Raw genomic sequence first — 19,816 nt, 5'->3', positions numbered from 1 at the left:
AGGATTCACGAAAGTAATGGATACCCCATAGTGAACTTATCTTGAATGTTTCTGTCGGTGACAGGTTGTAACGAAGGGAGAAGGGCATGGCGAGCGTACAGCTGCGTAATGTAACGAAAGCCTGGGGCGACGTAGTGGTGTCGAAAGACATCAATCTGGACATCACTGAAGGCGAGTTTGTGGTGTTTGTCGGCCCATCAGGCTGTGGTAAATCAACTCTGCTGCGTATGATTGCCGGTCTTGAAACTATCACCAGCGGCGACCTGCTGATCGGTGATACCCGAATGAACGACATCCCGCCTGCCGAACGTGGCGTAGGCATGGTGTTCCAGTCTTATGCACTTTATCCCCATCTTTCCGTTGCCGAGAACATGTCTTTTGGCCTGAAACTGGCCGGGGCGAAAAAAGAGGTCATTAACCAGCGCGTTACGCAGGTGGCGGAAGTGTTACAGCTGGCGCACCTGCTGGAGCGTAAACCGAAAGCGCTTTCCGGCGGTCAGCGTCAGCGCGTGGCGATTGGCCGTACGCTGGTGGCCGAGCCGCGCGTGTTCCTGCTTGATGAACCTCTCTCTAACCTGGATGCCGCCCTGCGCGTCCAGATGCGTATTGAAATCTCCCGTCTGCACAAGCGCCTTGGCCGCACGATGATTTACGTCACCCACGATCAGGTCGAAGCGATGACCCTCGCCGACAAAATCGTGGTGCTGGACGCCGGTCGCGTGGCGCAGGTGGGCAAACCGCTGGAGCTGTATCACTACCCGGCAGACCGCTTTGTTGCGGGCTTCATTGGCTCGCCAAAGATGAACTTCCTGCCCGTCAAAGTGACGGCGACAGCCATTGAACAGGTACAGGTGGAGCTGCCAAACCGCCAGCAGGTCTGGCTCCCGGTCGACAGCGCCAACGTACAGGTCGGGGCAAATATGTCCCTCGGTATCCGTCCTGAGCATCTACTGCCAAGCCACATTGCGGATGTGACGCTGGAAGGTGAAGTTCAGGTCGTCGAACAGCTTGGTCACGAAACACAGATTCATATCCAGATCCCCGCCATCCGTCAGAACCTGGTCTACCGCCAGAACGACGTGGTGTTGGTAGAAGAGGGTGCCACATTCGCTATCGGCTTGCCGCCAGAGCGCTGCCATCTGTTCCGTGAGGATGGCACCGCATGTCGTCGGCTGCACAAAGAGCCAGGCGTTTAAGCAATCCCAAAAGAAGACACGAAACCGACAGGTGAAGTGTTCAAAGAAAAGCAATGATCTCAGGAGATAGAATGATGATTACTCTGCGCAAACTTCCTCTGGCAGTTGCCGTCGCAGCGGGCGTAATGTCTGCTCAGGCGCTGGCCGTGGATTTCCATGGTTATGCTCGTTCCGGTATCGGCTGGACGGGTAGTGGCGGCGAACAACAGTGCTTCCAGGCAACCGGTGCCCAAAGTAAATACCGTCTGGGTAACGAATGTGAAACCTATGCGGAACTGAAGCTGGGCCAGGAAGTATGGAAAGAAGGTGACAAGAGCTTCTACTTCGACACCAACGTAGCGTACTCCGTGGCGCAGCAGAACGACTGGGAAGCCACTGACCCGGCGTTCCGTGAAGCTAACGTGCAGGGTAAAAACCTGATCGAATGGCTGCCAGGTTCCACCATCTGGGCCGGTAAGCGCTTCTATCAGCGTCATGACGTCCACATGATCGACTTCTACTACTGGGATATCTCTGGTCCTGGTGCGGGTCTGGAAAACATCGATGTCGGTTTTGGTAAGCTCTCTCTGGCAGCAACCCGTTCTTCTGAAGCTGGCGGTTCTTCCTCCTTCGCCAGCAACAGCATTTATGATTACACCACTCGTACAGCGAACGATGTCTTTGACGTGCGCCTGGCACAGATGGAAATCAACCCAGGTGGCACTCTGGAACTGGGTGTTGATTACGGTCGTGCTAACCCGCGTGATGATTATCGCCTGGTTGATGGTGCTTCAAAAGATGGTTGGATGTTCACCGCTGAGCACACCCAGAGCATGCTGAAGGGCTATAACAAGTTTGTGGTTCAGTATGCCACTGACTCAATGACGTCTCAGGGTAAAGGCTTGTCTCAAGGTTCTGGTGTAGGCATCGATTCTAACTCGGGTTATGCCTACGACATTAATAACAACGGTAGCCTGCTGCGTATTCTCGACCACGGTGCAATCTCTCTGGGCGATCGCTGGGACCTGATGTATGTCGGTATGTACCAGGACATCGACTGGGATAACAACAACGGGACCAAGTGGTGGACCGTGGGTGTTCGTCCAATGTTCAAATGGACGCCTATCATGAGCACCTTGCTGGAAGTGGGTTACGACAACGTGAAATCACAAAGCGCTGACGAAACCAACAACCAGTACAAAATCACCCTGGCACAACAGTGGCAGGCAGGCGACAGCATTTGGTCTCGCCCGGCAATCCGTGTATTCGCAACCTACGCCAAGTGGGATGAGAAGTGGGGTTATGACTACAACGGTAACCCATCTAACAACGCTAACTACGGTAAAGCGTTCAAAGATGGTTTCAATGGAAGCTCCTTCGGTCGTGGCGACAACGACGAGTGGTCCTTCGGCGCCCAGATGGAAATCTGGTGGTAATCCCGTCTTAATCTGACGTAATGACCAAACTGAGGGGCGCAAGCCCCTCAATCCTTGGGACGGCGCGCTATTGCCTGGCTACCGCTGAACCTGTGCATTTTGAGGTGATAACAATGAAAATGAACAAAACTCTCCTTGCCCTTTGTTTATCCGCAGGGCTGCTGGCAAGCGCGCCTGCCGTAACGCTCGCTAACGTCAATTTCGTTCCGCAAAACACAACATCTGCGCCAGCTATTCCGACAGCGGCACTGCAACAGCTTGTCTGGACGCCTGTCGATCAGTCTAAAACCCAGACTACCCAGCTCTCAACGGGCGGCCAGTCGCTTAATGTTCCGGGTATTACCGGCCCGGTCGCTGCGTATAGCGTACCCGCCAATATCGGTGAGCTGGCCATTACCCTGACCAGTGAAGTCAACAAGCAGACGAGCGTATTTGCGCCTAACGTGCTGATTCTCGATCAGAACATGACGCCATCAGCCTTTTTCCCAAGCGAATACTTTACCTACCAGGAGCCTGGCGTGATGAGCGCCGATCGTCTGGAAGGCGTCATGCGCCTGACCCCTGCGCTGGGCCAGCAAAAACTCTACGTGCTGGTTTTTACCACCGAGCAAGACCTCCAGAAGACCACCACACTGCTCGATCCGGCTAAAGCCTACGCAAAAGGCACCGGTAACGCGATTCCTGATATTCCGGACCCGATTGCTCGTCACGTCACAGACGGAACGTTAAAGCTGAAGGTGAAAACGAACAGCGGTTCCAGCGTGCTGGTCGGCCCGCTGTTTGGCTCCTCCGGTAACGGCCCTGTGACCGTGGGCAATACCGCAGCACCTGCTTACACCGCGCCTGCTGCCACGGCAGCCGCACCGGTCGCCGCCGCAGCGCCAGCCCCGGCGAAGAAAGCCGAGCCCGTACTGAACGACACCGAAGAGTACTTCAACAACGCCATTAAGCAGGCGGTGAAGCGCGGCGATGTCGATAAAGCGCTGAAACTGCTTGATGAAGCCGAACGTTTAGGTTCAACCACTGCCCGTTCCACCTTTATCAGCAGTGTAAAAGGCAAGGGGTAACTGTTCCCCACAGTGCTGATTTGTTAGTAGTTTAGTGCGCCTGAGTGGGCGCACTTTTTTTCGTATTCGCCAGGCTGTTGCGCCTATGTTGCGATAGTGATCGTTAAATAACGTTTGGCCCCCCCTCATTGCCCGTTTCTGCGATACAATGCCATTACGTTATGTATCGGAGAGTCTGGCATGTCACACCCCGCGCTAACGCAACTGCGTGCGCTGCGCTATTTCGACCAAATACCTGCGCTTGATCCGCAGCAGCTGGACTGGTTGCTGCTGGAAGATTCCATGACAAAACGTTTTGAGCAGCAGGGTAAAACGGTCACGGTAACCCTGATACAGGAAGGGTTTGTCTCCGGAGATGAGATCGCCAGCGAGCTGCCGCTGTTGCCGCAAGAGGAACGCTACTGGCTGCGTGAAATTTTACTCTGTGCCGATGGCGATCCTTGGCTTGCCGGGCGGACGGTGGTGCCCGAATCTACCCTATCCGGGCCTGAGCTGGCGCTGCAGCGGCTGGGGAAAACGCCGCTGGGACGTTATCTTTTCACCTCATCTGAGCTGACCAGGGATTTCATTGAAATTGGGCGTGATGCCGAACTGTGGGGGCGCCGTTCCCGCCTTCGTCTGAGCGGTAAGCCGTTAATCCTGACGGAGCTATTTTTACCGGCATCACCGTTGTACTAAGAGGAAGAAAAAATGGAGTGGACCCTGACGCAGAATAAGCTGTTGGCGTATCACCGCTTAATGCGTACCGATAAACCCATTGGCGCGTTGCTGCTGCTGTGGCCGACCTTATGGGCGCTGTGGGTGGCCACGCCGGGCATGCCGCCGCTGTGGATCCTGGGCGTATTCGTTGCCGGCGTCTGGCTGATGCGCGCGGCGGGCTGCGTGGTGAATGACTATGCCGATCGTAAATTTGACGGCCACGTAAAGCGCACTGCCAACCGCCCGCTACCCAGCGGCCAGGTGACCGGGAAAGAAGCGCGCGTACTGTTCATCGTTCTGGTGCTGCTCTCTTTCCTGCTGGTATTAACCCTGAACACCATGACGATTCTGCTGTCCGTCGCGGCGCTTGCTCTGGCCTGGGTTTATCCCTTTATGAAGCGCTACACCCATCTGCCTCAGGTGGTGCTGGGGGCGGCGTTTGGCTGGTCGATTCCGATGGCGTTTGCGGCAGTTAGTGAGTCCTTACCGCTTAGCTGCTGGCTGATGTTCCTGGCGAACATCCTCTGGGCCGTGGCGTATGACACGCAATACGCGATGGTTGACCGCGACGATGACCTGAAAATTGGCATTAAATCCACCGCCATTCTCTTTGGACGTCAGGACAAACTTATCATTGGCATTCTGCAGGTTGCGGTACTGGCGCTGATGGTCGCGATTGCGCGCCTGAACGGGCTGAACTGGGAATTTTACTGGTCGATACTGGTAGCAGGGCTGCTGTTTGCCTACCAGCAGAAGCTGATTGCAAAACGCGAACGTGAAGCTTGCTTTAAAGCGTTTATGAACAATAACTATGTCGGACTGGTGCTGTTTTTAGGCCTGGTCATGAGCTATTTTTCCTGATTGACGCGCGGTCATGCCCCGCCGGGTATGGCCGCATCGTTACCCTGCATTACCGCCCTCACAAATTTAAACCATCGTTTCATAAATTCGCGCTTTTGTGAGGCGCTTCACCTACGCTTCTCCCGGGCTAGTCTATTTTCTAAGCGTAAAAAAATAAAACACTGTTTTAACGCTGACATCGCTACCCTGGAGCTGACTCAATGAAAACGACCCTCAAGCCGTTATTGGCCGCGCTGTGCCTGTCTGCTTTTGCCTGCACCGTTTCTGCCCAAACCATCAAAGCCGCCGATGTGCATCCTGAAGGCTACCCGAACGTGGTGGCGGTTCAGCAGATGGGTGAAAAACTCAAACAGCAAACCGACGGCAAGCTGGAGATTAAGGTCTTCCCCGGCGGCGTGCTGGGGGATGAAAAGCAGATGATTGAGCAGGCGCAGATGGGGGCGATTGATATGATCCGCGTCTCCATGGCGCCGGTTGCCGCCATCCTGCCGGATATCGAAGTCTTCACCCTGCCGTACGTTTTCCGCGATGAGGATCATATGCATAAAGTGATCGACGGGGATATCGGCAAGCAGATCGGCGACAAGCTGACCGCCAACCCGAAATCCCGCCTGGTGTTCCTCGGCTGGATGGATTCCGGCACCCGCAACCTGATCACCAAAGAGCCGATCGTCAAACCTGAAGATCTGAAAGGGAAGAAAATCCGCGTGCAGGGCAGCCCGGTGGCACTCGCCACGCTGAAGGACATGGGGGCGAACTCGGTGGCGATGGGCGTTAGCGAGGTTTACAGCGGCATGCAGACCGGCGTGATCGACGGCGCGGAGAATAACCCGCCCACCTTTATCGCCCACAACTACATGCCGGTTGCTAAAAACTACACCCTCAGCGGCCACTTTATCACTCCGGAAATGCTGCTCTATTCAAAAGTGAAATGGGACAAGCTGAGCGCTGATGAACAGCAAAAAATCCTGACCCTGGCCCGTGAAGCGCAGTTCGAACAGCGCAAGCTGTGGAATGCGTATAACGACCAGGCGCTGGCGAAAATGAAGGCGGGCGGCGTGCAGTTCCACGATATCGATAAGACGGTATTCATCAAGGCCACAGAGCCGGTGCGCGCCCAGTATGGCGACAAGCATCAGGATCTGATGAAAGCCATCGCTGACGTCCAGTAATACGGAGTACGTATGTCCGAACTCTACCTGAAGTGGATGGACCGTCTGTACCTGCTCGCCATGGCGGTGGCGGGTGTCTCGCTGCTGGTGATGACGATTGTCATCCCCATCGGCATCTTTTCACGCTACGTGCTCAACCGCGGCTAATCCTGGCCGGAGCCCGTCGCCATTATCTGCATGGTGACGTTCACCTTCATCGGCGCGGCGGTGAGCTACCGCGCCGGGTCACACATTGCGGTCAATATGCTCACCGACCGTCTGCCCGCGTCGCTGCAAAAGCTGTGTGTACGTGTGGTTGATCTGCTGATGCTGCTGATTTCCGGTCTGATGTGCTGGTACAGCTACTGGCTGTGCGTCGAGCTCTGGGAGCAGCCGGTGGCGGAGTTTCCGATCCTGACTTCCGGCGAAAGCTACCTGCCGCTGCCGATCGGGTCGGCGATTTTGATTCTGTTCGTGCTTGAACGCCTGCTGTTTGGCGCGCAGGAAAACCGTCCGGTCGTGCTGATCGGCAATCACAGTTAAGGGGTGAACAATGGATGCTTTTGTTTTGTTATTCACCCTCGCCATTTTGCTGGCGCTGGGGATGCCGGTGGCCTTCGCCGTGGGGCTGAGCGCCGTGGCAGGTGCGCTGTGGATTGATTTACCGCTGGAGGCGCTGATGATCCAGATCACCAGTGGGGTGAACAAATTTACCCTGCTGGCGATCCCGTTCTTCATCCTTGCCGGAGCGATTATGGCGGAAGGGGGCATTGCCCGACGGCTGGTTAACTTCGCCTATGTGTTTGTCGGCTTTATCCGCGGCGGGCTGTCGCTGGTGAACATCGTCGCCTCGACGTTCTTCGGCGCGATTTCTGGCTCGTCGGTGGCGGATACAGCGTCCATCGGCAGCGTGATGATCCCGGAGATGGAGAAGAAGGGCTATCCGCGCGAATACGCGGCGGCGGTCACGGCGAGCGGGTCGGTGCAGGCGATTCTGATCCCGCCCAGCCACAACTCGGTGATTTATTCCCTGGCGGCGGGGGGAACGGTCTCCATCGCCACGCTGTTTATCGCCGGCGTGCTGCCGGGGCTGCTGCTGGGGCTGTGCCTGATGATCCTCTGTCTCGGATTCGCCCACAAGCGCGGTTACCCGAAGGGTGAGAAAATCCCGTTTAAGCAGGCGGTGAAGATTTTACTTGATGCCCTGTGGGGGCTGATGACGGTGGTGATTATCCTCGGCGGGATCTTGTCCGGGATATTTACGGCGACGGAATCCGCCGCCGTGGCCTGCCTGTGGGCATTCTTCGTCACCATGTTTATCTACCGCGACTACAAATGGAGCGAACTGCCGAAGCTGATGTGCCGCACGGTGAAAACCGTCACCATCGTGATGATTTTAATCGGCTTTGCCGCGGCGTTTGGCGCGGTGATGACCTACATGCAGCTGCCGATGCGCATCACCGAGTTCTTCACGTCGCTCTCTGATAATAAGTACGTGATCCTGATGTATCTCAACATCATGCTGCTGCTGATCGGCACGCTGATGGACATGGCGCCGATCATCCTGATCCTGACGCCGGTGCTGCTGCCGGTGACCAACTCTCTGGGGATCGACCCGGTGCACTTCGGGATGATCATGATGGTTAACCTGGGGATCGGGCTGATCACCCCGCCGGTCGGGTCGGTGCTGTTTGTGGCGAGCGCGGTGAGCAAGCAGAAGATTGAAACCGTGGTACGGGCGATGCTGCCGTTTTACGGTATGTTGCTGGTGGTGCTGGGGATGGTGACGTACATCCCGGCTATATCATTGTGGCTGCCGAGGATGTTGGGGATGCAGTAACGCCGTTTTTTGCCGGGTGGCGGCTGCGCCTTACCCGGCCTACGGTTCAGAGTTGTTATTGGCCCGGTAAGGCGCAGCCGCCACCGGGCGTTTTTATTTCCGCCGTAATAATCTCAACGCGTTCGCCGTGACCAGCACCGTCGCCCCGGTGTCCGCCAGCACCGCCAGCCATAGTCCGGTCATGCCGAGCAGCGTAGTGACGAGAAATATCCCCTTCAGACCCAGCGCAATGCCGATGTTCTGGCGAATATTGGCGCGCGTCGCCCGCGCAAGAGCGATCATCTGCGCCAGCCCGGTCAGGCGGTTGTGCGTTAGCGCCGCGTCGGCGGTCTCCAGCGCCACGTCGGTGCCGCTGCCCATGGCAATGCCAATGGTTGAGGCTTTCATCGCCGGGGCATCGTTTATCCCGTCACCGACCATCGCCAGCGGGGCGTGGCTGTTCAGTTCAGTTACCGCGCTGACCTTATCCGCTGGCAACAAACCAGCCTTAAACGCCAACCCCAGCTCGTCGGCAATCGCGGCCGCCGCGCGCGGGTTATCGCCGGTGAGGATCACGCCCTGTACGCCCAGCTGATGCAGCGCCGCCACGGCGTCTTTGGCGTCATCGCGCAGAGTGTCGCGCAGTGCCAGCATGCCCTTCGACACGCCGTCCTGCATCACGGCAACGACCGTCTGCCCGGCCTGCTCTAACGCCTCAACCTGTGGATGAGAGAACGCGCCCGCCGCAACAATCAGCACCTTTTTGCCGTCGACGACGGCCTCAATCCCTGACCCGACCAGCGCCCGTTGGGCGGTTGCCGAAGGGATAGCCAGCCCGCGCCTCTGCGCTTCACGCACTATCGCCTGCGCCAGCGGGTGAGTGGAGCCCTGCTCAACGGCGGCGGCCATTATCAGCAGTTCGTCTTCGCTGATGTCCTGCGGATAGACGCCGGTGACCTGCGGCTTGCCAACCGTCAGCGTGCCGGTTTTATCGAAGGCGATATGCTGAACCTGGCTCAGCTGTTCCAGCGCCGCGCCGCCCTTAATCAGCGCCCCGCGACGTGCCGCTGCCGCCAGCCCCGAGGTAATCGCCGCGGGCGTAGAGATCACCAGCGCGCACGGGCAGCCAATCAGCAGCAGGGTCAGCCCTTTATAAATCCAGCCCTCCCACGGCGCGCCGAAGAACAGCGGTGGAACGACGGTGACCAGCAGGGCGACCAGCATGATGGCGGGGGTGTAAATCCGGCTGAAGCGGTCAATAAAGCGTTCGACCGGCGCGCGGCGCTCCTCGGCCTCTTCAATCAGCTTCAGGATACGGTCGATGGCGCTGTCGCCCGGCTCGGACAGGACTTTGAGCTGCACCAGGCGGTCGACGCTGGTGGCACCGGCAGGGACTTTTTCGCCTGCCGCACGCTCCACCGGAATGGATTCACCGGTCAGGGCGCTTTCGTCAAAGCTCGCGGTGGCGGTAATGAGAGCCCCATCGGCAGGCAGACGCCCACCCGCGGCGACTTCAATCACGTCGCCCGGTCGCAGCGTGTTGATGGCGACCGTTTCACGTTTGCCTTCATTAACCCGCGTGGCGGTTTCTGGCTTCAGCGCCATCAGCGCGCTCACCCCTTTGCGCGCCCGGCTCGCTGCCCAGCCCTCAAGCCGTTCGCCGATCAGGAACAGCAGCAGCACCATCGCCGCTTCCGCCGTCGCGCCAATGAACAGCGCGCCAATGGCCGCCACGCTCATCAACGTTTCTATGGCAAACCAGCTGCCGCTTCTCATCAGGCGCAGTGCCTGACGGGCAATCGGGAACAGCCCGACCAGGGTAGTGGCAATAAACGCCAGATTACCGAACGGGTGGTTAATCTGCTCCAGACCCCAGCTCAGGGCCATCATGATGATGAGGGTAATGAGCGGCAGGTTTTCTTTCAGGGGAGAGGTTTTTTCGGCAGGTGCCGTTTCGCTGCGCAGGGTATAGCCCGCCTTGCTGACGGCGGCTTCAACCTGCTTGCTGACGTCTTTTTCGGCGCTGACCAGTAGCTTTTCGGTGGCGAACAGGACCTGAACGTGGTTCACGCCCGGTACCTGCCTCACCGCATTTTCCACTTTGCGGGCGCAGGCCGCGCAGTCCATGCCGTTGATGACCCAGCTGTAGCGATTGCCGCCTTCAGGCAGCGCGTCGACCTGCGTTTCGCACGCGCCCTCGCAGCAGCAGTCGTCTTTCGGCGGAACCGGGCTGAGCTTAAGCGCCGAGAATTGTGGGACTTTTTTTGGAATTTCTGGAGTCGACATGGCAGTCTCCGGTAATGATAATTTTCTCATTAACCGCAGCATACACTCTGGAGTCGACTCCAGAGTCAAGCGTTATTTAGATATACAATGAACGCACGATCAGGAAGTGCCCGGCGAAGTAACAGGCGGACGAAATCGCGTTATCCGCGCGGAAGCGGCGGCGATAGTGGCTGCCCAGCCAGACGATATTGCCGATTAACAGCAGCGCCGCGCCGAAGAACGCGGACATCGCCTGAGATGTCGGGCGGAAGAACCACAGTTCACCGGCCAGCCACACCATCACCAGCGTCATGGCGATAAACGTGCATACCGGCAGACGCATCTCTTCCAGACGCGACCAGATCACCGCAATCAGCAGCGCGCCAATCACCAGCAGCACCAGCGGCAGCGGCCAGAAGAAGGAGAGCGTCATCTGGCTGGCAAAGTAGATGGTATACAGCAGATGGGAGAGGAAAAATGCCCCCACGGCATACAGCAGGCGCTGACGCGGCAGCAGGGTTAAGGCATCACCAATCAGGGAGGCACACAGCCCGGCGAGGACCAGATAGCTGATGGCGTTAAACATCGGAGCCTGCCAGGCGAGCAGCAGAAGCAACAGCAGCGTGACGGGTTTAAACAACCAGCGCTGCCAGGCTGGACCGCGATAGGACGCATCGACATAAAGCCATGCGGAAAAACAGACAGCGATAAATGACCAAAGCATATTAACTCCCTGTAACTGTTGAGGCTGAATAATCAGTTTCTGATCCAGTGTAGTGACGCGAGCGGGCGTTTGGCAATGCCGGGGCAGGCGAGGTATCCTGAATTCCGCATAATCTGATGGGATGTTTCAATGAGCAAGATGCCGCTGTTTTTCATTATCGTGGTGGCGATTATCGTCATTGCCGCCTCGTTTCGCTTCGTGCAGCAGCGCCGCGAAAAGGCGGACAACGACGCCGCGCCGCTGATGCAAAAGCGCGTAGTGGTGGCGAACAAACGCGAGAAACCGCTTAACGACCGCCGCTCTCGCCAGCAGCAGGTGACGCCTGCGGGCACCGGCATGCGCTATGAAGCCAGCTTTAAGCCGGAAACCGGCGGTCTGGAGATGACCTTCCGCCTGGAGGCGCAGCAGTACCATCAGCTGACGGTGGGAGAGAAAGGCACGCTGAGCTATAAAGGGTCGCGTTTTGTAGGTTTTAGGGCTGAATAATGCGCGATCGGTCCCCTCTCCCGTGGGAGAGGGTTAGGGTGAGGGCATCACACCGCACCTTACTTCTTCACCTGCGCCTTAAACTTCTTCATCCACACCAGCAGTTCAAACACGCCGAAAATAAACACCCGCAGCTGCTGCCAGCCGGTCATCGGCGGGCCATCTTTCGGCAGGCCGTTTTTCAGCATCACCATCTGCAGGGCGTGCATGAACGAGGTGAAAATCAGCGCCACGTTAACAAAGATGTTTAACGGGCGCGGGAACGGGTGCACCAGATTCAAAATCAAAAATGCCCAGACGCCCAGCATCAGCAAGCGTCCCAGGTTAATCAGTACCGGCATCGGATCCTCCTTGTGCCTGACGGTGATACAGACGATAAGCCACCTGGCCTGCGACCTTCTCGCGGTGCAGATCCCAGAGAACGGGAACGGGTGGCAGGCCGTTTTCCACTTCGCTTTCTACATAAATCAGCGCGTCATCCGCCAGCCAGCCATTGTGCTCCAGCAGGGATAACGTCTCTTCCAGCAACCCCTTGCGGAACGGCGGGTCGACAAAGACCACGTTATGCGGCGTACCCTGCTGCGCGAGGAAACTCAGCGTATTGGTGTTGACCACTTTCGCATTCGTCGCCTTCAGCGTCGCCAGATTTTGCTGCAGCGTCTGCGCAACGCCGCGCTCCATCTCCAGCAGCGTGGCGCTGGCGGCGTAGCGCGATAGCGCCTCCAGCCCTAAGGCACCGCTTCCGGCGAAGCAGTCCAGGCAGTGGGCGTCTACCATTGATGGGGCAAGCCAGTTAAACAGCGTCTCGCGAACGCGGTCAGTTGTAGGGCGTAAACCGGGGCTGTCCGGCACCGGTAATTTCCGGCCTCGCCACTGGCCGCCGATAATGCGAATTTGACCGGCCGGGGCGCGGGTGGGTTTCTTCATCTCTGGAAAGCTCTGTTAACCATAGCCTTGCGATTGCGGGCGGTGATGTCAATTAAGTAAAGTGTTAGACTATTTCATCATTTTTTTAGCTTCCCTGTATATAGCGCCGCGAGGAGTGTAGTCGCAGATGGCAAAACAAAAAAAACGTGGCTTCTTTTCCTGGTTGGGTTTCGGTGAAAAAGAGCAAGAAACAGAACAGAAAACCGAAGAGCAACAGGTTGTAGAAGAGCCGTCACAGCCTGAAACGCCAGTCGAAACCGCTGCGGTTGTCGAAGCGGAAGAACCAGCGCACAGCAAAGAAGAGATTGAATCCTTTGCCGAAGAGGTGGTTGAGGTCACTGAGCAGGTTCAGGAGAGCGAGAAGCCAGAGCCGGTTATCGTAGAAACCCTTACCGAAGCGCCGCAGGCCGCTATCGAACACGAAGCGCTGCCGCTGCCCGAAGAGGTTAAAGCTGAAGAGGTTTCTGCCGAAGAGTGGCAGGCCGAAGCGGAAACCGTTGAAATCGTTGAGGCGGTGGAAGAAGAGGCGGCACTTGAGCCAGAGCTGACCGACGAAGAGCTGGAAGCTCAGGCGCTGGCGGCGGAAGCGGCTGAAGAAGCGGTAATCGTCGTGCCGGTGGAAGAGCAGGCCGAAGAAGAGATCGTTCAGGAGCAGGAAAAACCGACCAAAGAAGGTTTCTTCGCGCGCCTGAAGCGCAGCCTGCTCAAAACCAAAGAAAACTTAGGTTCCGGATTTATCAGTCTTTTCCGCGGCAAGAAGATCGACGACGATCTGTTTGAAGAGCTGGAAGAGCAGCTGCTGATTGCGGACGTGGGCGTGGAAACTACCCGTAAGATCATCGCCAACCTGACCGAAGGGGCGAGCCGCAAACAGCTGCGCGACGCCGAGGCGCTGTACGGCCTGCTGAAAGACGAGATGGGTGAAATTCTCGCAAAAGTTGACGAACCGCTTAATATTGAAGGCAAAACGCCATTTGTTATTCTGATGGTTGGCGTTAACGGCGTGGGTAAAACCACCACCATCGGCAAGCTGGCGCGCCAGTTTGAGCAGCAGGGCAAATCGGTGATGCTGGCGGCGGGCGATACCTTCCGTGCGGCAGCGGTTGAGCAGCTCCAGGTGTGGGGCCAGCGCAACAACATTCCGGTGATTGCCCAGCACACCGGCGCAGATTCCGCATCCGTGATTTTCGACGCCATCCAGGCGGCGAAGTCGCGCAACGTGGACGTGCTGATTGCCGACACCGCAGGGCGTTTGCAGAACAAATCGCACCTGATGGAAGAGCTGAAGAAAATCGTCCGCGTCATGAAGAAGCTGGACGAAGATGCACCTCATGAAATTATGCTGACTATCGACGCCAGCACCGGGCAGAACGCCATTAGCCAGGCGAAGCTGTTCCATGAAGCGGTAGGGCTGACGGGGATCACGCTGACCAAACTGGACGGCACCGCGAAAGGCGGGGTGATCTTCTCCGTGGCCGACCAGTTCGGCATTCCTATCCGCTACATCGGTGTGGGCGAGCGTATTGAGGATTTGCGTCCGTTTAAGGCGGACGACTTTATTGAGGCATTATTTGCCCGAGAGGACTAACAATGATTCGCTTTGAACACGTCAGCAAGGCCTATCTCGGTGGGAGACAAGCGCTGCAGGGGGTGACGTTCCACCTGCAGCCAGGCGAGATGGCATTCCTGACCGGCCATTCCGGCGCGGGGAAAAGTACCCTGCTCAAGCTTATCTGTGGGATCGAACGGCCAAGCGCCGGGAAAATCTGGTTCAGCGGCCACGAAATTAGCCGTCTGAAAAACCGCGAAGTGCCGTTTCTGCGTCGTCAGATCGGCATGATTTTCCAGGATCACCACCTGCTGATGGATCGCACCGTTTTCGATAACGTGGCGATCCCGCTGATTATTGCCGGCGCCAGCTATGACGATATCCGCCGTCGCGTCTCTGCGGCGCTGGACAAGGTCGGACTGCTGGACAAAGCGAAGAACTTCCCGATCCAGCTTTCCGGCGGTGAACAGCAGCGCGTGGGCATCGCCCGCGCGGTGGTGAACAAGCCTGCCGTACTGCTGGCGGATGAACCGACCGGTAACCTGGACGATGCCCTGTCCGAAGGGATTTTGCGTCTGTTTGAGGAATTCAACCGCGTAGGGGTAACGGTACTGATGGCGACGCACGACATGGGGCTGATTTCCCGTCGTTCGTACCGCATGCTGACTCTGAGCGACGGGCATTTGCACGGAGGCCACGGTGAACAAGCGTGATGCAATGAACCAGATTCGGCAGTTCGGGAACCGGTTCGACCGTTTCCGTAAGCCGCAGGGCGGCGGTGACGGCAATCGTAATGCGCCTAAGCGCCAGAAAGCGGCGCCGAAACCGGCCTCCCGCAAGACCAACGTGTTTAACGAACAGGTGCGCTACGCCTTCCACGGCGCGCTGCAGGATCTGAAAAGCAAACCGCTGGCGACGTTCCTGACGGTGATGGTGATCGCCATCTCCCTGACGCTGCCAAGCGTCTGCTACATGGTCTATAAGAACGTCAACCAGGCGGCGTCGCAGTATTACCCGTCACCGCAGATCACCGTTTATCTGGATAAAGCGCTCGACGATAACGCGGCGGCGCAGGTGGTCGGGCAAATCCAGGCCGAGCAGGGCGTGGAGAAGGTGAATTATCTCTCCCGTGAAGAAGCGTTGGGCGAGTTCCGTAACTGGTCAGGCTTTGGCGGCGCGCTGGACATGCTGGAAGAGAACCCGCTGCCCGCCGTGGCGGTGGTGATCCCGAAGCTGGATTTCCAGGGTACCGATTCGCTCAACACCCTGCGCGACCGCATCACACGCATCAACGGGATTGATGAAGTGCGCATGGACGACAGCTGGTTTGCCCGTCTTGCGGCGCTGACCGGGCTGGTGGGGCGCGTGTCGGCGATGATCGGCGTGCTGATGGTGGCGGCGGTGTTCCTCGTCATCGGTAACAGCGTGCGTCTGAGCATCTTTGCGCGTCGCGATACCATCAACGTGCAAAAACTGATTGGCGCAACGGATGGTTTCATCCTGCGTCCGTTCCTCTACGGTGGCGCACTGCTCGGTTTCTCCGGCGCATTTCTTTCACTGATATTGTCAGAAATTTTGGTGATGCGGCTTTCGTCTGCCGTCACAGAAGTGGCGCAGGTTTTCGGAACTAAGTTTGATATCAGTGGCTTAGGCTTCGATGAGTGCCTGCTGTTGCTGCTGGTGTGCTCCATGATCGGCTGGATTGCCGCATGGCTGGCAACGGTTCAACATTTACGCCACTTTACTCCCGACTAATAAAAGCGTGATATAATCTTTCCCTGCACCGAGATGTTCGCTCTGCAGGGAAAGCGTCCCTGTTGTCTCTTCCCCTGTTATCATCTCCATGTCACATTTTGTGCGTAATTTATTCACCGTTGCACCTGGAACTTGTGGATAAAATCACTGTCTGATAAAAGAGTGAATGCTAATCTCGTTGCTCAAACGCTTTGGCATGGTTGTTGCCTGACGGGGACAGCCTGGACCAGAAGAAACATTGAGAGGAATGAATGACCAAAGAAATGCAAACTTTAGCTTTAGCCCCTGTTGGTAACCTGGAATCTTACATCCGGGCTGCGAACACCTGGCCGATGTTAACGGCCGAGGAAGAAAAGGAGCTTGCTGAAAAGCTGCATTACCAGGGCGATCTGGAAGCAGCGAAAAAGCTGATCCTGTCTCACCTGCGCTTTGTTGTTCACATTGCTCGTAACTATGCGGGCTATGGCCTGCCGCAGGCGGACTTGATTCAGGAAGGTAACATCGGCCTGATGAAGGCTGTACGTCGCTTTAACCCGGAAGTGGGCGTGCGACTGGTCTCCTTCGCCGTACACTGGATCAAAGCAGAAATTCATGAATACGTGCTGCGCAACTGGCGTATCGTGAAAGTCGCCACGACAAAAGCGCAACGTAAGCTGTTCTTCAACCTGCGTAAAACCAAGCAGCGTCTGGGCTGGTTCAATCAGGATGAAGTGGAAATGGTGGCGCGCGAGCTGGGTGTATCCAGCAAAGACGTCCGTGAGATGGAATCCCGTATGGCCGCGCAGGACATGACCTTTGATATGTCCTCCGACGACGACGCATCTGACAGCCAGCCGATGGCACCGGTTCTGTATCTGCAGGATAAAACCTCTAACTTTGCCGACGGCATTGAAGAGGACAACTGGGAAGATCAGGCCGCGAACAAGCTGACCCATGCGATGGAAGGCCTCGACGAGCGTAGCCAGGATATTATCCGCGCCCGCTGGCTGGACGAAGACAACAAGTCCACGCTGCAGGAGCTGGCCGACCGCTACGGCGTTTCTGCTGAACGTGTCCGTCAGCTTGAAAAGAACGCCATGAAAAAACTTCGCGCCGCTATCGAAGCGTAATTACTGCGAAGTACACCGAGAGCCCTCGAATGCAAATTCGGGGGTTTTGTTTTTTTAGCGCCCGCTCTGGCGAATTTCTCCCCCCTGGCAAACACTTACTGATGCGCTAAGCAGGCGATTTTCTCAGGGGGTCAGGGTGAAAAATAACGAACTGAATGACCGGCGTTTACAGGCGACGCCGCGCGGCATCGGCGTGATGTGTAACTTCTATGCTGATAAAGCCGAAAACGCCACGGTGTGGGACGTGGAAGGCAATGAGTACATCGACTTCGCCGCCGGGATCGCGGTGCTGAATACTGGCCATCGCCATCCCAAAGTTATCTCCGCTATCGAAAAACAACTCCACGCTTTTACCCACACGGCCTACCAGATTGTGCCGTATGAGGGCTATGTGGCGCTTGCCGAGCGCATCAACCAGCGCGTGCCGATTAACGGCCCGGCCAAAACCGCCTTCTTCTCGACGGGTGCTGAAGCGGTCGAAAACGCGGTCAAAATTGCCCGCGCGTATACCAGACGCCCCGGCCTTATCACCTTCGGCGGCGCGTTCCACGGTCGCACCTTTATGACCATGGCGCTGACCGGTAAGGTCGCGCCGTACAAGCTGGGTTTCGGCCCGTTCCCCGGTTCGGTATACCACGCTCAATTCCCTGACGGTCTGCACGGCATCAGCACGGCGGAAGCATTAAAAAGCCTGGAGCGCATCTTTAAGGCGGATATCGCCCCAGACCAGGTGGCGGCCATTATTCTCGAACCGGTTCAGGGAGAGGGCGGGTTCAACATTGCGCCCGCTGATTTTATGCAGGCGCTGCGCGCCCTGTGCGATACCCACGGAATTTTGCTGATTGCCGACGAGGTGCAAAGCGGCTTCGCCCGCACCGGCAAGCTGTTCTCGATGGAACACCACTGCGTGAAGCCGGACCTGATCACCATGGCAAAAAGCCTCGCGGGCGGGATGCCGCTCTCAGCGGTATCGGGCCGCGCCGAGGTGATGGACGCGCCTGCACCTGGCGGTCTGGGCGGTACCTACGCAGGTAACCCGCTGGCGATTGCCGCGGCGCACGCGGTGCTGGACGTGATTGATGAGGAAGATCTCTGCACGCGCTCGGCGCACCTCGGCCATCATCTGGTAGAAGTGCTCAACAAAGCGAAGGAAAACTGCCCGTTCATCGCCGACATCCGTGCCCAGGGCTCGATGGTCGCGGTAGAGTTTAACGATCCGCAATCCGGGCAACCGTCGCCGGAATTCACCCGGCAGGTGCAGGAGCGCGCGTTGAACGAAGGGCTGCTGCTCCTGAGCTGCGGCGTTTACGGCAACGTGATCCGCTTCCTTTATCCGCTTACCATCCCAGAAGCGCAGTTCCGTAAAGCGCTGGACATTATCTTCGCGTCGCTGACACGTTAAAGCCACCAGCCCGGCGGTAAATCCTGTCGGGCTTATCATATATTCATTTCAAATTAGCTATTCCAAAATCATAAAAATGGGGTATGTTTTAGCAGAGTATGCTGAAAAAGCGCGAACAGCACACCAATAACTGAAATAAAGCGCTGCACAACAACATCACAACAATCGTAATAACCATAATAATGGGGAATCTCAGGATGAACATGAAGGGTAAAGCGTTACTGGCAGGATGTATCGCGTTGGCATTCAGCACCATGGCGCAGGCAGATATTAAAGTGGCCGTGGTGGGCGCAATGTCCGGTCCGGTAGCACAGTACGGCGACCAGGAATTTACGGGCGCAGAACAGGCGGTTGCAGACATTAATGCTAAGGGTGGCATCAAGGGCGAAAAACTGCAGATCGTAAAGTACGACGATGCCTGTGACCCGAAGCAAGCGGTCGCGGTGGCGAACAAAGTGGTCAACGACGGCATCAAATACGTTATCGGTCACCTGTGCTCCTCTTCTACTCAGCCCGCGTCTGACATCTACGAAGACGAAGGTATTCTGATGATCACCCCGGCTGCGACCGCACCGGAGCTGACCGCGCGCGGCTACAAGCTGACCCTGCGTACCACCGGTCTGGACTCCGATCAGGGCCCAACGGCGGCTAAGTACATACTTGAAAAAGTGAAGCCGCAGCGTATCGCGATTGTTCACGACAAACAGCAGTATGGTGAAGGTCTGGCCCGTGCGGTGCAGGACGGTCTTAAAAAAGGCAATGCCAACGTGGTCTTCTTTGATGGGATCACCGCCGGCGAGAAAGACTTCTCCACCCTGGTGGCGCGTCTGAAGAAAGAGAATATCGATTTCGTTTACTACGGCGGCTACCACCCGGAAATGGGCCAGATCCTGCGCCAGGCGCGCGCGGCGGGTCTGAAAACCCAGTTCATGGGCCCGGAAGGCGTGGCGAACGTTTCCCTGTCTAACATCGCGGGTGAATCTGCCGAAGGTCTGCTGGTGACCAAGCCGAAGAACTACGACCAGGTGCCAGCGAACAAACCTATCGTAGATGCCATCAAGGCGAAGAAGCAGGATCCAAGCGGCGCGTTCGTCTGGACCACCTACGCAGCGCTGCAGTCTCTGCAGGCGGGTCTGAACCAGTCAGCCGATCCGGCTGAGATTGCCACCTGGCTGAAAGCCAACACGGTGGAAACCGTGATGGGGCCGCTCTCCTGGGACGCAAAGGGCGATCTGAAGGGCTTCGAGTTCGGCGTGTTTGACTGGCATGCTAACGGAACGGCGACAGACGCCAAATAAAAGCAAAAAGGCAACTTAAGTTGCCTTTTTTAATGTTTTCTCCCTCTCCCCGTGGGAGAGGGCCGGGGTGAGGGCATCATGCCGCACCGCACA

Annotated in this window: 18 protein-coding genes and 1 pseudogene; 15 read left to right on the top strand and 4 right to left on the bottom strand. The window is 57.1% G+C overall.

What is annotated here, in order from left to right; genetic code table 11:
• The first annotated feature begins 86 nt into the window (after positions 1-86).
• The 8 genes and pseudogenes from malK (at position 87) to IM295_RS19000 (ending at position 8,229) form a co-directional block, all read left to right on the top strand.
• Positions 87-1,196 (top strand): maltose/maltodextrin ABC transporter ATP-binding protein MalK, encoded by a 1,110-nt coding sequence (gene malK / locus IM295_RS19035; RefSeq protein ID WP_028015130.1) that lies wholly within the window; start codon positions 87-89, stop codon positions 1,194-1,196.
• Positions 1,197-1,267: 71 nt separating this feature from the next.
• Complete coding sequence (locus IM295_RS19030) at positions 1,268-2,611, top strand: maltoporin (RefSeq protein ID WP_028015131.1); 1,344 nt, start codon at positions 1,268-1,270, stop codon at positions 2,609-2,611.
• Between the two features lie 113 nt (positions 2,612-2,724).
• On the top strand, positions 2,725-3,678 hold the full coding sequence (gene malM / locus IM295_RS19025; protein ID WP_045631390.1) for a maltose operon protein MalM: 954 nt from the start codon (positions 2,725-2,727) through the stop codon (positions 3,676-3,678).
• 180 nt (positions 3,679-3,858) lie between these two features.
• On the top strand, positions 3,859-4,356 hold the full coding sequence (gene ubiC / locus IM295_RS19020) for a chorismate lyase (RefSeq protein WP_193052750.1): 498 nt from the start codon (positions 3,859-3,861) through the stop codon (positions 4,354-4,356).
• 12 nt (positions 4,357-4,368) lie between these two features.
• Complete coding sequence (gene ubiA, locus IM295_RS19015; RefSeq protein ID WP_028015133.1) at positions 4,369-5,238, top strand: 4-hydroxybenzoate octaprenyltransferase; 870 nt, start codon at positions 4,369-4,371, stop codon at positions 5,236-5,238.
• Between the two features lie 200 nt (positions 5,239-5,438).
• Positions 5,439-6,410, top strand: coding sequence for a TRAP transporter substrate-binding protein (locus IM295_RS19010; RefSeq protein ID WP_060573129.1), 972 nt, complete (start codon positions 5,439-5,441; stop codon positions 6,408-6,410).
• A gap of 12 nt (positions 6,411-6,422) precedes the next feature.
• A pseudogene (locus IM295_RS19005) lies at positions 6,423-6,932 on the top strand (TRAP transporter small permease).
• A gap of 10 nt (positions 6,933-6,942) precedes the next feature.
• The gene (locus IM295_RS19000) at positions 6,943-8,229 is read left to right on the top strand and encodes a TRAP transporter large permease (RefSeq protein ID WP_028015136.1); all 1,287 of its coding nucleotides are present in this window, start codon (positions 6,943-6,945) and stop codon (positions 8,227-8,229) included.
• 93 nt (positions 8,230-8,322) lie between these two features.
• On the opposite strand, the gene zntA is transcribed toward IM295_RS19000, so the two are convergent.
• Both zntA and IM295_RS18990 read right to left on the bottom strand, forming a co-directional pair.
• Positions 8,323-10,494: a Zn(II)/Cd(II)/Pb(II) translocating P-type ATPase ZntA gene (gene zntA, locus IM295_RS18995; protein WP_193067176.1), complete on the bottom strand. Its 2,172-nt coding sequence runs from the start codon at positions 10,492-10,494 to the stop codon at positions 8,323-8,325.
• Between the two features lie 76 nt (positions 10,495-10,570).
• Positions 10,571-11,197 (bottom strand): lysoplasmalogenase, encoded by a 627-nt coding sequence (locus IM295_RS18990; RefSeq protein ID WP_028015138.1) that lies wholly within the window; start codon positions 11,195-11,197, stop codon positions 10,571-10,573.
• A 129-nt stretch (positions 11,198-11,326) separates the two neighbouring features.
• Here IM295_RS18990 and IM295_RS18985 point away from each other — a divergent pair, with 129 nt between their 5' ends.
• Positions 11,327-11,683 (top strand): DUF2500 domain-containing protein, encoded by a 357-nt coding sequence (locus IM295_RS18985; RefSeq protein WP_028015139.1) that lies wholly within the window; start codon positions 11,327-11,329, stop codon positions 11,681-11,683.
• Between the two features lie 59 nt (positions 11,684-11,742).
• Here the strand turns inward: IM295_RS18985 and IM295_RS18980 are convergent, their stop codons facing one another.
• Together IM295_RS18980 and rsmD are read right to left on the bottom strand one after the other, a co-directional pair.
• On the bottom strand, positions 11,743-12,024 hold the full coding sequence (locus IM295_RS18980) for a DUF1145 family protein (protein WP_014882110.1): 282 nt from the start codon (positions 12,022-12,024) through the stop codon (positions 11,743-11,745).
• A complete protein-coding gene (gene rsmD, locus IM295_RS18975; RefSeq protein WP_193067175.1) occupies positions 12,008-12,610 on the bottom strand; it encodes a 16S rRNA (guanine(966)-N(2))-methyltransferase in 603 nt (200 codons plus the stop codon). The genes IM295_RS18980 and rsmD overlap by 17 nt, the downstream gene beginning before the upstream one ends.
• A 127-nt stretch (positions 12,611-12,737) precedes the next feature.
• On the opposite strand from rsmD, the gene ftsY reads away from it, so the two are divergent.
• The 6 genes from ftsY (at position 12,738) to livJ (ending at position 19,723) form a co-directional block, all read left to right on the top strand.
• A complete protein-coding gene (ftsY, locus tag IM295_RS18970; protein WP_126327285.1) occupies positions 12,738-14,198 on the top strand; it encodes a signal recognition particle-docking protein FtsY in 1,461 nt (486 codons plus the stop codon).
• Positions 14,199-14,200: 2 nt separating this feature from the next.
• Complete coding sequence (gene ftsE / locus IM295_RS18965) at positions 14,201-14,872, top strand: cell division ATP-binding protein FtsE (RefSeq protein WP_003861525.1); 672 nt, start codon at positions 14,201-14,203, stop codon at positions 14,870-14,872.
• Complete coding sequence (ftsX, locus tag IM295_RS18960) at positions 14,859-15,914, top strand: permease-like cell division protein FtsX (protein ID WP_028015142.1); 1,056 nt, start codon at positions 14,859-14,861, stop codon at positions 15,912-15,914. Before ftsE ends, ftsX begins: the two co-directional genes overlap by 14 nt.
• A 251-nt stretch (positions 15,915-16,165) precedes the next feature.
• Positions 16,166-17,023 (top strand): RNA polymerase sigma factor RpoH, encoded by an 858-nt coding sequence (gene rpoH / locus IM295_RS18955; protein WP_028015143.1) that lies wholly within the window; start codon positions 16,166-16,168, stop codon positions 17,021-17,023.
• Positions 17,024-17,159: 136 nt separating this feature from the next.
• Entirely contained in the window at positions 17,160-18,425 is a 1,266-nt protein-coding gene (locus tag IM295_RS18950; RefSeq protein WP_126346026.1) for a 4-aminobutyrate--2-oxoglutarate transaminase, read from the top strand.
• 197 nt (positions 18,426-18,622) lie between these two features.
• Entirely contained in the window at positions 18,623-19,723 is a 1,101-nt protein-coding gene (gene livJ / locus IM295_RS18945) for a branched chain amino acid ABC transporter substrate-binding protein LivJ (RefSeq protein WP_072201786.1), read from the top strand.
• The last annotated feature ends 93 nt before the right edge of the window (positions 19,724-19,816 follow it).

It is taken from the genome of Enterobacter cloacae complex sp. P14RS, from assembly GCF_014895895.1.
Classification (GTDB): Bacteria; Pseudomonadota; Gammaproteobacteria; order Enterobacterales; family Enterobacteriaceae; genus Enterobacter; species Enterobacter bugandensis.
Note: the sequence above shows the minus strand (reverse complement) of the source record. Positions and strands in the feature narration are given on the sequence as shown.

What these genes read in the sequence shown, in the direction of transcription:
- malK (WP_028015130.1), top strand. Translation starts at nt 87, where the DNA reads ATGGCGAGCGTACAGCTGCGTAATGTAACGAAAGCCTGGGGCGACGTA.
- IM295_RS19030 (WP_028015131.1), top strand. Translation starts at nt 1,268, where the DNA reads ATGATGATTACTCTGCGCAAACTTCCTCTGGCAGTTGCCGTCGCAGCG.
- malM (WP_045631390.1), top strand. Translation starts at nt 2,725, where the DNA reads ATGAAAATGAACAAAACTCTCCTTGCCCTTTGTTTATCCGCAGGGCTG.
- ubiC (WP_193052750.1), top strand. Translation starts at nt 3,859, where the DNA reads ATGTCACACCCCGCGCTAACGCAACTGCGTGCGCTGCGCTATTTCGAC.
- ubiA (WP_028015133.1), top strand. Translation starts at nt 4,369, where the DNA reads ATGGAGTGGACCCTGACGCAGAATAAGCTGTTGGCGTATCACCGCTTA.
- IM295_RS19010 (WP_060573129.1), top strand. Translation starts at nt 5,439, where the DNA reads ATGAAAACGACCCTCAAGCCGTTATTGGCCGCGCTGTGCCTGTCTGCT.
- IM295_RS19000 (WP_028015136.1), top strand. Translation starts at nt 6,943, where the DNA reads ATGGATGCTTTTGTTTTGTTATTCACCCTCGCCATTTTGCTGGCGCTG.
- zntA (WP_193067176.1), bottom strand. Translation starts at nt 10,494, where the DNA reads ATGTCGACTCCAGAAATTCCAAAAAAAGTCCCACAATTCTCGGCGCTT.
- IM295_RS18990 (WP_028015138.1), bottom strand. Translation starts at nt 11,197, where the DNA reads ATGCTTTGGTCATTTATCGCTGTCTGTTTTTCCGCATGGCTTTATGTC.
- IM295_RS18985 (WP_028015139.1), top strand. Translation starts at nt 11,327, where the DNA reads ATGAGCAAGATGCCGCTGTTTTTCATTATCGTGGTGGCGATTATCGTC.
- IM295_RS18980 (WP_014882110.1), bottom strand. Translation starts at nt 12,024, where the DNA reads ATGCCGGTACTGATTAACCTGGGACGCTTGCTGATGCTGGGCGTCTGG.
- rsmD (WP_193067175.1), bottom strand. Translation starts at nt 12,610, where the DNA reads ATGAAGAAACCCACCCGCGCCCCGGCCGGTCAAATTCGCATTATCGGC.
- ftsY (WP_126327285.1), top strand. Translation starts at nt 12,738, where the DNA reads ATGGCAAAACAAAAAAAACGTGGCTTCTTTTCCTGGTTGGGTTTCGGT.
- ftsE (WP_003861525.1), top strand. Translation starts at nt 14,201, where the DNA reads ATGATTCGCTTTGAACACGTCAGCAAGGCCTATCTCGGTGGGAGACAA.
- rpoH (WP_028015143.1), top strand. Translation starts at nt 16,166, where the DNA reads ATGACCAAAGAAATGCAAACTTTAGCTTTAGCCCCTGTTGGTAACCTG.
- livJ (WP_072201786.1), top strand. Translation starts at nt 18,623, where the DNA reads ATGAACATGAAGGGTAAAGCGTTACTGGCAGGATGTATCGCGTTGGCA.